Source organism: Inquilinus sp. 2KB_23, from assembly GCF_052115705.1.
GTDB classification, from domain to species: Bacteria; Pseudomonadota; Alphaproteobacteria; order DSM-16000; family Inquilinaceae; genus Inquilinus; species Inquilinus ginsengisoli_A.
The window spans coordinates 167,903-181,744 of record NZ_JBFRHF010000001.1; the positions used below are offsets into that span (position 1 = coordinate 167,903).

At 68.9% G+C, this 13,842-nt stretch carries 9 protein-coding genes; 8 read left to right on the top strand and 1 reads right to left on the bottom strand.

Translation table 11 applies throughout. The features are described from left to right. Position 1 precedes the first annotated feature (1 nt). From hyfB to AB4112_RS00810, 7 genes are all read left to right on the top strand, one after another. Entirely contained in the window at positions 2–2,011 is a 2,010-nt protein-coding gene (gene hyfB / locus AB4112_RS00780; RefSeq protein ID WP_441716594.1) for a hydrogenase 4 subunit B, read from the top strand. Further along, positions 2,002–2,958 carry a respiratory chain complex I subunit 1 family protein gene (locus tag AB4112_RS00785; protein WP_441716595.1) on the top strand — a complete coding sequence of 319 codons (957 nt, stop codon included), beginning with the start codon at positions 2,002–2,004 and terminating at the stop codon, positions 2,956–2,958. Before hyfB ends, AB4112_RS00785 begins: the two co-directional genes overlap by 10 nt. Then, positions 2,959–3,621, top strand: coding sequence for a hydrogenase-4 component E (locus tag AB4112_RS00790; protein WP_309797468.1), 663 nt, complete (start codon positions 2,959–2,961; stop codon positions 3,619–3,621). Then, positions 3,618–5,066, top strand: a complete 1,449-nt coding sequence (locus AB4112_RS00795; RefSeq protein WP_441716597.1) for a hydrogenase 4 subunit F — start codon at positions 3,618–3,620, stop codon at positions 5,064–5,066. Before AB4112_RS00790 ends, AB4112_RS00795 begins: the two co-directional genes overlap by 4 nt. 16 nt (positions 5,067–5,082) lie before the next feature. Next, positions 5,083–6,588, top strand: coding sequence for a hydrogenase large subunit (locus tag AB4112_RS00800; protein WP_441716599.1), 1,506 nt, complete (start codon positions 5,083–5,085; stop codon positions 6,586–6,588). A gap of 7 nt (positions 6,589–6,595) precedes the next feature. Then, positions 6,596–7,132, top strand: a complete 537-nt coding sequence (locus AB4112_RS00805; protein WP_441716601.1) for an NADH-quinone oxidoreductase subunit B family protein — start codon at positions 6,596–6,598, stop codon at positions 7,130–7,132. A 220-nt stretch (positions 7,133–7,352) separates the two neighbouring features. Continuing rightward, the gene (locus AB4112_RS00810) at positions 7,353–8,399 is read left to right on the top strand and encodes a fatty acid desaturase (RefSeq protein WP_309801331.1); all 1,047 of its coding nucleotides are present in this window, start codon (positions 7,353–7,355) and stop codon (positions 8,397–8,399) included. 61 nt (positions 8,400–8,460) lie between these two features. On the opposite strand, the gene AB4112_RS00815 is transcribed toward AB4112_RS00810, so the two are convergent. After that, entirely contained in the window at positions 8,461–9,423 is a 963-nt protein-coding gene (locus tag AB4112_RS00815) for a hypothetical protein (protein WP_441716603.1), read from the bottom strand. 242 nt (positions 9,424–9,665) lie between these two features. Here AB4112_RS00815 and AB4112_RS00820 point away from each other — a divergent pair, with 242 nt between their 5' ends. Further along, positions 9,666–13,829: an autotransporter domain-containing protein gene (locus AB4112_RS00820; RefSeq protein WP_441716604.1), complete on the top strand. Its 4,164-nt coding sequence runs from the start codon at positions 9,666–9,668 to the stop codon at positions 13,827–13,829. Positions 13,830–13,842: the final 13 nt, after the last annotated feature.

Genomic DNA, 13,842 nt, shown 5'->3' on the forward strand with positions numbered 1-13,842 from the left:
AATGGCGTCCGGCGTAGCTCTCTGGTGCGTGGCCGCCCTGGTCGGCCTCGCCGTATTGGGCGCATCCATCGCGCGGAGGCCCTTCGCGACGCAGGTCGTCTATGCCGCAAGCCTCGCGGTGTCGCTGGTGTCCTTTGCCGCGGCGCTCACCCATCTGCTATCCGCCGCCCCACCCGACACGATCACACTGCCGCTCGGCCTGCCGTGGATCGGGGCGCGGTTCCGGGTTGACGCGCTATCGGCGCTGTTCCTCGTCATCGTCAACCTCGGGGGCGCCGCAGCGAGTCTCTACGGCCTCGGTTACGGCCGCCACGAGGAGGCTCCCCACCGCGTGCTGCCGTTCTTCCCGGCCTTCCTGGCCGGCATGACCCTCGTGGTCCTCGCCGACGACGCCTTCACCTTCCTGCTGAGCTGGGAATCGATGTCGCTGGCGTCCTGGGCGCTGGTGATGGCGCATCACCGCGACGCGGAGAATGCGCGGGCCGGCTACGTCTACCTGTTGATGGCGAGCTTCGGCACCCTGGCGCTGCTCCTGGCCTTCGGTCTTCTGGCCGGCCCCGACGGCGGCTACGCCTTCGCGTCGATCCGGGCGGGGAGCCCGTCGCCGTGGCTGGCGGGGCTGGTTCTCATCCTGGTTCTGCTGGGCGCCGGGTCGAAGGCCGGTTTGGTGCCGCTGCATGTCTGGCTGCCGCTGGCCCATCCGGCCGCGCCGAGCCACGTCTCGGCACTGATGAGCGGGGTCATGACCAAGGTCGCTGTCTACGGCTTCATCCGCATCGTCTTCGACCTGCTTGGTCCGCCGAGCTGGTGGTGGGGCCTGGCTGTGCTCGGTATCGGCGGCGTCACCGCCGTGCTGGGCGTGCTCCAGGCGCTGATGCAGACCGACCTGAAGCGGATCCTGGCCTACAGCACGATCGAGAACATCGGCTTCGTCTTCGTCGGCCTCGGGCTGGCTCTCGCGTTCCGGGCCAACGGCATGTCCGCCGCCGCTGCCCTCGCGTTGACTGCCGCACTGTTCCACGCCCTCAACCACACCCTGTTCAAGAGCCTGCTGTTCTTCGGCGCCGGTGCGGTGCTGACGGCGACCGGCACGCGCGACCTCGAGCGCCTCGGCGGCCTGATCCACCGCATGCCGGCGACTGCGGCGGCGGTCCTCGCCGGCTGCGCTGCCATCTCGGCCTTGCCGCCGTTCAACGGCTTCGTCTCCGAGTGGCTGACGCTGCAGGCCATCCTGCTGAGCCCGCAACTGCCGCAATGGGGGCTGAAGCTGGCGGTCCCGGCCGTCGGCGCCCTTCTCGCGCTGGCCGCGGCGCTCGCCGCGGCTTGTTTCGTCCGGGTCTTCGGCATCGCCTTCCTCGGCCGCCCTCGAAGCGAGGCGGCTTCGCAGGCCCAGGAGGTCGACCGCTGGTCGCTCACGGCAATGGTCGGGTTGGCCGGCCTCTGCCTCGCCATCGGCATCCTGCCCGGCCTCGTGATCGACGGGCTGGCTCCGGCGGTGCGGAGCGTGGTGGCTGCGGAGATGCCACGGCAGATCGCGGTCGCCTGGCTGTCGATCGTCCCGGTCGGCGAGAGCCGGAGCTCCTACAACGGCCTCCTGGTCTTCCTCTTCATCGCCCTGTCGGCCTCGCTGGCGGCCTTCGCCATCCACCGGCTGGCATCGCGCGCCCTGCGCCGGGCGCCGGCCTGGGACTGCGGCTATCCCGACCCGAGCCCGGCGACCCAATACACCGCCGGCAGCTTCGCCCAACCGATCCGCCGGGTCTTCGGGACGGTCGTCTTCCGCGCCCGGGATCATGTCGAGATGCCGCCGCCGGGCGACCCGCGGCCCGCACGCTTCAAGGTGGATCTGCGCGACCCCGTCTGGGACATCCTCTACGCCCCGGTGGCCGGCATCGTCGGCTTCCTCGCCGATCGGCTCAACCATCTGCAGTTCCTGACGATCCGACGCTATCTCAGCCTGGTCTTCATGGCGCTCGTCACCCTGCTGCTGGCGCTGTCGCTATGGTCCTGATCGTCGACCTTGCCGTCCAGGCCCTGCAGATGCTCCTGGTGCTGGCGGCGGCGCCGCTCCTGACCGGCTTCGTGCGCAAGGTGAAGGCGCGGCTGCTGCGCCGCCGCGGTCCGCCGCTGCTGCAGCCGTACCGCGACCTGCTGCGGCTGCTGCGCAAGGAGGTCGTGCTCGCCGAGCATGCGTCCTGGCTGTTCCGGGCGGCCCCCTACCTGGTCTTCGCCGCCACCTGGGTGGCCGCGGCCCTGGTGCCGACCTTCGCCCGGGGCCTGATGTTCAGCTGGTCGGCCGATCTGATCGCCATCATCGCGCTGCTGGGCAGCGCCCGCTTCTTCCTGGCGCTGGCCGGGCTCGACATCGGCACCAGCTTCGGCGGCATCGGCTCCAGCCGCGAGGTGCTGATCGCCACCCTGGCCGAGCCGGCGATGATCATGATCGTGTTCATCCTGGCGCTGGTCGCCGGTTCGACCCAGCTCTCGACCATCGCCGGCATCATGCTGTCGCCGCAGGTCGGGCTGCGCGTCTCGCTCGGCCTGGCGCTGATCGCCCTGATCATGGTCGCGATCGCCGAGAACGCCCGCATCCCGGTCGACAATCCGGCGACCCATCTCGAGCTGACCATGGTGCACGAGGCCATGGTGCTGGAGTATTCCGGCCGGCATCTGGCGGTGATCGAACTCGCCGCATCGCTCAAGCTGCTGCTCTACCTCTCGCTCATCGCCTGCGTGTTCGCGCCTTGGGGGTCGGCACCGGCCGGGGCCGGCGGCGGCGCCTATGCGATCGGCATCGCCGTCTATGCCGGGAAGCTGGCCGTCGGTGGCTTCGCGCTCGCCGTCTTCGAGACCGCGATCGCCAAGATGCGGGTCTTCCGGGTCCCGAATTTCCTGGGCGCGGCCCTGATGCTCGGCCTGCTCGGCACGCTGCTGCTGTTCGTTTCGAGGAGCCTCTAGATGGGCGAGCTGACCTTCGACGTCGCGCATCTGCTCGCCGGCGGCCTGGTGCTGGTCAGCTTCATGCTGCTCTACCAGGTCCGCCTCTACGCGCTGCTCAACGTGTTCGCGCTGCATGCGGTCGTGCTGTCGCTCTCGGTCGCCTGGCAAGCCTTTACCCAGCACGCACCCCATCTCTACGTCACGGCGGTGATCGCGCTCGCTTTCAAGGCGGTCGTCATTCCGGTAGCGCTGCACCGGATCATCGCCCGGCTCGGCATCCACCGCGAGATCGAGACCGTGGTCGGCATCGGGCCGACCATGCTCGCCGGCATCGGCCTCGTGGCGCTCGCCATGGTGGTGATGCTGCGGGTGACGGCCGAGGCGGACCCGCTGGCCCGGGAGGATCTTGCCTTCGCGCTCGCCGTCATCCTGCTCGGCCTGCTGATGATGGTGACCCGGCGCAATGCGGTCAGCCAGGTGGTCGGGTTCATGTCGCTCGAGAACGGGCTCGTCCTCGCCGCCGCCGGCGCCAAGGGCATGCCGCTGGTGGTCGAGATCAGCGTCGCCTTCTCGATCCTGATCGCCTTCATCGTGATCGGCGTCTTCCTGTTCCGCATCCGCGAACGCTTCGACACCGTGGACGTCCACGCTCTCGACCACTTCCGGGGAGAGCGGCGATGACCGCGCTTTCGGCCTTCGCCGTGCCGCTCGTGCTGGCCATTCCGGCCGCAACGGCGGCCGTCCTCGCCCTGCTGCCCGGCTACCGGCTCTCGGCCCGGCTCAATGTCCTGGCGTGCCTGCTGACCCTGCTCACCGCGCTGTCCCTGCTGTTCGGCCGGCCGCAGCCCGATTCCTACTTTCTGATCGACGACCTCAACATCGTGTTCATCGTGCTGAACACCTTCGTCGGCTTCACCACCAGTGTGTTCAGCGCCAGCTACATCGCCCACGAGATCGAGACCGGCCGTCTCACCCCGGGCCATCTCCGATTCTACCACGCCATGTACCAGGCGATGATGTTCGGCATGAACCTGGCGCTGGTCGCCAACAACATCGGACTGATGTGGGTGGCGGTCGAACTCGCGACCCTGACCACCGTCCTGATGGTCGGCATCTACCGGACGCCCGAGGCGATCGAAGCCGCCTGGAAATACTTCATCCTCGGCAGCGTCGGCATCGCCCTGGCGCTGTTCGGCACCATCCTGGTCTACATGGCCGCGCGGCCCGTTGTCGGCGAAGGCATCGACGGCATGCTGTGGACCGTCCTGATCGACCGCGTGGCGGCGTTCGATCCGGCGCTGCTGAACCTCGCCTTCATCTTCCTACTGCTCGGCTACGGCACCAAGGTCGGCCTGGCGCCGCTGCACGCCTGGCTGCCGGACGCCCATGCCGAAGGCCCGACCCCGATCTCGGCCGTGCTGTCGGGGCTCCTGCTCAACGTCGCGCTCTATGCCGTGCTGCGCTTCAAGATGCTGATGGCGGCCAACCACGCCGCGATCGCCCCCGGGCCGCTGATGGCCACCATGGGCCTGACCTCGCTGATCTTCGCCGGCTTCATGCTGTACCGCCGGCGCGACATCAAGCGGATGTTCGCCTACAGCTCGATCGAGCATATGGGCATCATCACCTTCGCCTTCGGCATGGGCGGGCCGCTGGCCAACTTCGCCGGCCTGCTGCACATGACCATGCACAGCCTGACCAAGTCTGCGATCTTCTTCGCGGTCGGCCACATCGCCCAGGTCAAGGGCACCCAGAAGATCGCCGAGATCCGCGGGCTGACCGAATCCCACCCCGTGCTCGGCTGGGGGCTGGTGACCGGCGTCGTCGCCATCGCCGGCATGCCGCCGCTCGGCGTCTTCATGAGCGAGTTCCTGGTCGTGAGCTCGACCTTCGCCCGCGAACCGCTGCTGGCCGTGCCGCTCGTCTTCGGCCTGCTGATCGCCTTCGGGGCGCTACTGCTGCGGGTCCAGGGCCTCGCCTTCGGCGAGCCGACCGGCAGCACCGCCCCGGTGCAGGCGTCGTACCTGCCGATGTTCGGGCATCTCGGGCTGGTGCTGGTCGCCGGCATCTATCTGCCGCCGCCGTTGGCCGCCTGGTTCCAGCACGTCGCCGGCCTTCTGGGCTGAAGGGGGAGTGAGGAGCATGCCGGCGCTGGCCGAATTCGTTCTCGCAGGCAGGAGGGTGGACACCGATCCGTCGTGGATTCGGGTCGTCGTCGACGCGGATCTCTGGCAGGTCGTCACCGGACACCTGGCCGAAAATGCCTGGACCCTCCTCGGCCTCTGGGGCGACCCTCCCTACGTCCACATGGCGGTGCTCGACGAGCCTGCCGCCCAGATGGCCGTCATCAGCCTCGAATGCCCGGACGGGCGCTTCCCCTCGGTGGGGCAGCGTCATCCACCCGCCATCCGACTGGAACGGGCGATCTGGGACCTGTTCGGCCTCGAGCCGATGGGCATCCCGGATGTCCGGCCCTGGCTCGACCATGGACGATGGGGCCAGCACCACCCTCTCGGCCGATGCGAGCCGGCGCTCGGCATGGAGCCGTACGCCTTCCTGCCGGTCGAAGGTGAGAGCCTGCACCAGATTGCGGTCGGCCCGGTGCATGCGGGCATCATCGAGCCCGGGCATTTCCGGTTCACGGCCAATGGCGAAACCGTGGTCCGGCTCGAAGCGCGGCTCGGCTACGTCCATCGCGGCCTCGAGGGCCTCATGGCCGGCGCAGATCCCGGTCATGCGGGCCGCCTCGCGGGGCGGGCTTCGGGCGACAGCACCGTCGCCTACGCTTGCGCCCTCGCCAGGGCCGTCGAAACCGCACTCGGCGTCAAGGTGCCGTTCCGCGCCACCTGGCTTCGGGCCCTCATGCTCGAGCTCGAGCGCCTGGCCAACCATCTCGGCGACATCGGCGCGATCTGCAACGATGCGTCCTTCGCTCTCATGCACGCCCAGACCGGCGTGCTGCGCGAGCGGGTCCTGCGGGCCTGCGGCCGCGCCTTCGGTCATCGGCTGATGATGGACCGGGTGGTGCCGGGCGGCGTCGCGGTCGACCCTGACGGTGATGCCGTCGAGATCCTGGCCTCACTGGTCGCCGAGATCCAGATGGCCTTCCCGCCGCTGATCGAGCTGTACGACAACACGGCATCGTTGCAGGACCGGACGGTCGCGACCGGTGTCCTCAACCCTGCGCTGGCACGGCAGTTCGGCGCCGGCGGCTTCATCGGGCGCGCCTCGGGGCGCCGCTTCGACGCCCGGCGGGCGTTCGGCGACGGTCCGTACCGGATGCTCAGCTTCGATGTTCCGGTCCTGGGCGAGGGGGACGTCAATGCCCGGGTCTGGATCCGGATCCGCGAGGTCGAGCAGAGTCTGTCGCTGATCGGCCAGATCCTGGAGCGGCTGCCGGACGGGCCGATCCGCATCGAGATCCCGCGGCGGGCCGGCGAGGGGCTGTCCCTGGTCGAGGGGTTCCGCGGCGACATCCTCGCCTGGGTCCGCCTCGATGCGGAGGGCCGGGTTGCCCGCGGCCATCTGCGCGACCCCTCCTGGTTCCAGTGGCCGCTCCTGGAAGCCGCCATCGAAGGCAACATCGTCGCGGATTTTCCGCTCTGCAACAAATCCTTCAACTGCTCCTATGCGGGGCACGACCTCTGAGGGCGCCATGCGTCGGCATCTCTTCCAGGGCCTCTTCCGGCCGCCGCTGACCGAACCACCGCCGCCCGGCGACGATCCGGAGCTGGCGGCGCTGGCCGCCCGCCTGGACGGGGCCGCCCGCCGGCGGCTGGGGCGGAGCCTGTCGATCCGGGAGGTCGACACCGGCTCCTGCAACGGCTGCGAGTTGGAGATCAACGCCCTCAACAACGCCTTCTACGACCTCGAGCGCTTCGGGCTCCGCTTCGTGGCTTCGCCGCGCCATGCCGATGTGCTGCTGGTCACCGGCCCGGTGACCCACAACATGCGTGAGGCGCTGGAGCGGACGTACACGGCAACGCCGGCGCCGAAATGGGTGGTCGCGGTCGGCGACTGCGCTGCCGGCAGCGGCCTGTTCGCGGACTCCTATGCGACGGTCGGGGGCGTCGCCGCCGTGCTGCCGGTCGACCTCCATATCCGCGGCTGTCCGCCGGATCCGACCGCCCTGCTCAAGGGGCTCCTCGCTCTCCTGGAGCGGCGTGGAACGGTCGCCGGGTCATCGCCTTGAACATTGCCGCCGGCGGCCGTGGCCGAGACCTGGAACCCTCGCCAGGCCGCCAGGGCACATCCTTGAGTGATTTCCGAGCCTGCCGTCATTGACCCGGCGATGAGTATAGTTGCAAGTGCCGTCGCGCGATCGAGCCGGCCGTCCAGGTGCACGCGGACGGCYGGCTCGATCGCGCGACGGTGAAGCTCGCAGCAAGCGTCGATGACGGATGACAAAAGACATGACCTTCCCCGTTGGAGACGCCAAGGCCGGGATGCAGGCGCTGAGCCGATACCGCGAAATGAAGACCGCGCGCAGCGCGTTTGAACTGCTGGTCACGGCAGTGCCCTTCGCGGTGCTTTGGGCCCTGATGTGGGCCGCGCTCGGCATCGGCTATTGGCTGTCATTGCTGCTCGCGGTGCCGACCGCGGCCTTCCTCATGCGCCTTTTCATGATTCAGCATGATTGCGGACACGGAGCCTTCTTCCGCCGACGCGCCATGAATGATTGGGTGGGCCGGATCATCGGCGTCGTGACGTTGACGCCCTATGGCTTCTGGCGCCGGACCCATGCGACGCATCACGCGGCCGTGGGCAACCTCGACCATCGCGGCATCGGCGATATCGACACCAAGACGGTGAGTGAATACCTCGCGCTCGGCGCCGTCGGCCGCCTTGCCTACGGCGTCTATCGCCATCCGATCGTGATGTTCGGCCTGATTCCGGCGTACCTGTTCCTGCTGCATCACCGCCTTCCCTTTGGTCTCATGCGGGCCGGCGGACAGCCCTGGGCCAGCACCATGGGAACCAACGCGACGATCGCCGCCGTCGTCCTGATGATGGTCTGGCTTGTCGGGGTGGGGCCATTCCTCCTGGTGCAAGGCCCGGTGGTGCTGATCGCCGCCTCGATCGCCGTGTGGTTCTTCTACGTCCAGCATCAGTTCGAGGACACGCGATGGGCCTACGAAGGCGACTGGGACTTCCATGAAGCCGCCCTTCACGGGAGCTCGCACTATGAGCTGCCGCGTGCCCTCGCCTGGTTCACGGGGAACATCGGCGTGCATCATGTGCACCATCTGTGCAGCCGGATCCCGTTCTACCGCCTGCGCCAGGTCCTGGACGATCACCCCGAACTGGCGGGCGTCGGGCGGCTGACGTTCCTTCAGAGCTTTCGCTGCGCGACGCTCGCCCTGTGGGACGAGAGGCAGGGACGGTTGATATCGTTTCGCGAGCTGCGGATGCGACGTTCGAATGCGCGCTCCGCCGCCCCGACACCGGCTGGCAACTGAAACACCGGTGCCGAAATCAGCGCGGTCAGGTGCTCGCAATGTCTGCAGTCGCGCGGGGCTATCATGCGCCGCCGGCGATGACGCGTAGCGGTCCGGGGCGCCGCGCCGCGCCCACCAGCCAATCGCGATCGAAAAGGTCCGCCAGCGCGCGGTATGCCAATACGGGAACCTGATCGAAGCCGTCGCTGCTTCCGGTGAGGAACTCGGCAAGGCGAAGGTCGACGGCCGCGGCGTCGCCGACATGCAGGCCGAACTGCGCCAGGTCCTCGGCCACCGAACCCTGCCGCGGAAGATAGGCGTCGACCGAACGCAGTTGCGGGCTCGCCGCGGGCAGCCGCACCAGGACGACGCGTGTCACCGAGGGTTGGGCATCGGGGCTGATCAGGGTGGTGCCGATCATCAATCCGCCCAGGACGCTGGCGGGCGGAGCCGCCGGGAACAGGCAGAAGGTGATGGCCTGCGTATCGCCGGTCACGTCGCCGACCTGGACATGCAACCCATGCTTGGAGAGGAACATGGCGCCCTTGAGCACCAGCGCGCCGGTGGGCAGCACCTCGGTGTAGGAGACCGGCAGCCGATTGGGACTCGATTCGACACCGACGGTCAGCTCGCCCCGGACAAGCCGACCGCGAAAATAGGGCGACCAGGCATGTGAGTAGCAGACGAACGTGCCGGCCAGTTCGACGGATCCCGATCTGTTGCGGCGGCTGGTGGGCTCCTCGAGGCGGCGCAGCAGGTCTTCGCGGTCACGACCGTGGCGGGCACAGACCTCGTCGAGGAACGCCTCGGTGTCGCAATCCGCGATCCATTGGCCGGGCCGATCCAGGCCGAGCACCTTGGACCAGTCCTCGTAGATCTGCTGCTCGCGCGGCTGGGCACGGCCCTGCAGCCATTTGTAGGCGCGGTCGACATCGAACGGCGTCGCCGGATTGATGCGCCGGAAGGCGGCGGCGAGATCCTTGTGCGTGGCCGCACCCAGTACGGCCGCGGTGAGACGAAACTTCCGATCGATGTCTCGTGCCACTCGAGTTTCCTGCTGACGGGACGCTTGCCCGGTTTCCAAACGCCATATTCGCATATTCCTGGAAAAGACAAAGAAATCCGGTGCGTTCCAAACGCGGGGGATGCTGTTCCCGCCCGCACTGCCGCAAAGATGGTCTGGGAAAGTCTACCTGGGCGGGGGCAGAATTGATCACCGGTTCGCAGAATCACGGCCGCGCAACGGCGCGGGCACTTCTCGGCAGCACTTGCCTCCGGGCCCCCATCATGCGCCTGGTGCCGGTTGTGCTCCTCGCCATGGGTGTCTCGTGGCCTGCACTTGCCGCAAACTTCAACGTCGCCAATGACGGCCAGCTGAGGAATGCCATCAGCAGCGCCGGGAATGGCGACACCATCACTTTCACCGGCAACATCACCCTCGGCGGCAACCTGCCGACGGTGACCAAGAACGTGACCGTCAACGGCGGGCTCTTCACCCTATCGGGCGACAACAAGTATCGCGGCCTGTTCGTGCAGTCCGGCACGGTCGCGATCAACGATCTCGCCATCAAGGATGCCGTCGCCCAGGGCGGCAGAGGCGGTGACGGCGACGGCGGCGGCGCCGGCGGCGGCGGCGGCGGATTTGGTGGCGCGCTGTTCGTCGCCACCGGCGCCCAGGTGGCGGTGAGCAATGTCAGCGTGCAGAACGGCTCGGCGCGTGGCGGCAACGGCGGCAACAGCGTCTCAGGCAGCGGCGGTACCAGCGGCGGCGGTGGCGGGTATGGGGTCACCGGAGCCGATGGCGGCTACGGCAGCTTCTCCGCCGCCGGCGGCGGCGGTACCCCCACCGGCGGCGACGGCCACTCATATGCCAACGGAGATAACGGCGGATTTGGCGGCGGCGGGGGGGGAGGCAGCACCGGCTATTTCGGCGGCAGCGGTGGGTTTGGCGGCGGCGGGGGCGGCGGCTCCGGCGCCACCACGATGCCCGGTGGCTTCCTGGGCGGCGGGGGCGGCGCCGGCTTGGCCGGCCTCGGCGGCGGCGGGGGAGGCGGCGGCGGATTTGGCGGTGCGATCTTCGTCCAGCAAGGCGGAACCCTGAGCCTGGCCGGCCCGCTCAACGTTTCCGGAAACACCGTTGCCGGCGGCAGCGGCGGATCTGGCGCTCACGGAGGCYTGTCCGGCGCCGGCGCCGGATCGGGACTCTTTCTCGGTGGCAACGGGACGCTGAACCTGACTCCCGGTGCCGGGCTGTCACAGGTGATCAGCGACGCCATTGTCGATCAGACCGGTGCCGGCGGCACCGGCGCCAATGCCGGCAGCTGGTCGCTGGTGAAAGACGGCGCGGGCACGACGATCCTGACCGGGGACAACGCCTATTCCGGCGGGATCACCGTTAAGGCAGGTGTCCTGCAGGGCAGCACCGCTGGCCTGAAGGGCAACATCCTGAACAACGCCGGCGTGGTCTTCGACCAGGCCGGCGCCGGCACCTATGCCGGCAACCTGTCGGGCACCGGCGCCCTCACCGTGCGCGGCTCCGGTGCCGTCACATTCAGCGGAACCAACACCTATTCGGGAGGCACGACGGTCAGCAACGGCGGCACTCTGTTGTTCAGCTCCGATGCCAATCTGGGCGCGGCGGGCAACGGCATCAGTCTCAACAACGGCACGATCGGGGTCGGTGCAGGGGCGGGCGGACAGACCTTCAGCCGACCCGTCACGATCACCAGCACCGGCGGGATGTTCGTTGGAGACGATGTCACAAGCCCGGTGACCTGGAGCGGCACGATCAGCGGGACCGGCCGGCTGGGCAAGGCCGGCCTTGGCACGCTGATCCTGTCCGGGGCCAACACCTATGCCGGCGGCACGGTCGTCGGCGGCGGCACCCTGTCGTTCACCTCCGACGCCAATCTGGGCGCGGCCGGCACGCAGATCACGCTGCAGGGCGGATCGATCGGAACGACCAAGGATGCGGTCGCGGGCCTCTCGATGGCCCGCCCCATCACCCTGGTCGGCAGCGGCGGCATCACCCTCGGGATCAATCCTCTCACCTGGAGCGGCAACATCACCGGCGATGGCCGGTTCATCAAGAGCGGCCTCGGCGTGCTCACGCTCTCCGGACAGACCAACACCTACACCGGCGGCACGATGGTGGCGCAAGGCACGCTGCAGATCGCCTCCGACGACAAGCTCGGCAAGGCGGGGACGAACATCACCCTGATCCAGGGGGGCAATCTCTGGGCGTCCGGGACCTTCACCACCCCGCGGGATATCACGCTGCAAAACGGGGGCGGCGGGTTCCAGGTCGACGCCGGCCAGACCCTGACCCTGGGCGGGGACCTCGTGGTGGCCCCAGGAAGCTTCCTCACCAAGGTCGGCGCCGGCACCCTCGTCCTGGCGGGCACCAGCAGCGCGATGGGGACCATTTTCCAGAACGGCGGCACGCTGCAGGGCAACACCTCGACCGTGCGGGGCGACATCGCCTTCGATACCAACGCGCAGAACACGATCGCCCGGTCGGTCACGTTCGACCAGGCCGCGGACGGCACCTTCACGAACAAGATCACCGGCATCGGCAGCCTGACCAAGACCGGCGCCGGCACGCTGATCCTGACCGGCGACAACACCTACAGCGCCGGCACCACGGTCTCGGCCGGGGCCTTGCAGGGCACGAGCAAGAGCCTGCAGGGCGCCATCACCAACAACGCCGCGGTGATCTTCGACCAGGACTTCGCCGGCACCTATGCCGGCGCCATGACCGGCTCCGGCACGCTCACCAAGAATGGCACCGGCAAGCTCAGTTTCTCCGGCACCAGCAGCGTCGGTGGCGGCACGACCATCAATGCCGGCGCCTTTGCCGTCAACGGTGACCTGACCAGCAACGTCACGGTCAACAAGGGAGGCACGCTCAACGGGTCCGGCAACATCACCGGCAGCATCACCAACAATGGCGGCACGATCAGCCCGGGCAACTCGATCGGCCATCTGACGGTCGATGGCGACTTCACCTTCAACAGCGGCACCTTTGAGGTCGAGGTCGATCCCCAGGGCGACAGCGACCGCGTCAGCGTGGTCGGCGCCGGCCACGCGGTGAGGATCCATACCGGCACGCTGCTGGTCGTCCCGCAGGCCGGCACCTACACCCCCAACACGAGATACACGATCATCACGACCGAGGCCGGCGGCTCCGTCTGGGTCGGCGACCTTGCCGGCAGCGTCGGATTCCTGGTGCCGGAGGCCTCGCTCGATCCCGATCTGCACAGCATCTACCTCACCCTGGCGCTGCCGCCCGATGCCTTCCGCTCGGCCGGCCGGACCGCCAACCAGCAGGCGGTCGGCGGCGCGCTCGATGACATCGCCGCCGGCGGCGATGTCGGCGGCCTCGTCACCACGATGGCCAACCTGCAGCCGTCACAGGGTGCTGCGGCACTGCAGGCGCTGAGCGGCGAGCCCTATGCCGATTTCGGCACAGTGAACCTGCAGGCGAGCCAATTGTTCATGAATGCGGTCGGTCGCCAGATGGCGGCCAAGCGCGGCGGGGGCCTCGGCGCCCCCGCGAGCGTGGGGTTGGCCGGGGCGTGCGGGGCCGCCTGCGACGCCGATGACCATGTCTCGGCCTGGCTGGGCGGCATCGGCACCACCGGCAGCGTCGGGGGCGACGGCAATGCCGCCGACCTCAGCTACACGCTGGGCGGCACTGCCTTCGGTGTCGATTATCGCCTCGATCCGCGCGTCCTGCTCGGCATCGCCGGCGGCTACGTCGGCGGCACGCAGTGGGCCGACGGCTTCCGGGGCGACGGCCACACCGATGCGCTGAGCGTCGCTCTCTACGGCTCCTTCACCGAGGGGGCCTTCTACACCGATGTGCTGGCGGGCTACGCCAATGCCTCCAACGACATGCGGCGCAAGGTCTCCCTTCCGGGGGTGGAGACGGGCAGCGCCAGCGGCGACACCAGCGCCAACCAGTTCCTCGGCCAGATCGAGACCGGCTACAGGATCGGGCTCGGCCTGCCGGCCGACACGTCGGTGACTCCCTTCGGCCGGCTGCAGATCGGCTCGGTCCACCAGGACGGCTTCAGCGAGAGCGGCGGGGGCGCGTTCGATCTCGACGTCGCGTCGCAGACCACCACCTCGGTGCGCACCACATTCGGCGCCGACCTCGCGGCCGGCTTCGATCTCGGCGGCGGCCTGCCGCTCGGCCTCGGCCTGCGGCTGGGCTGGATGCACGAATTCGCCGACACCGACCGGCCGATCACCGCGGCGTTCGACGACGCCCCCGGTTCGCGGTTCACGGTGTCCGGCGCCTCGGTGGCGCGCGACAGCGCCGTGATCGGCTTCTCCGCCGCCACCAGCATCGCCGACAACACCACCCTGGCGGTCAGCTACGACGGCGAAGTGGCCGGCGGCACCGACAACCACCAGCTCAGGGCGGTGTTCCGGCGGACCTGGTAAGGCAAGGGGGCAA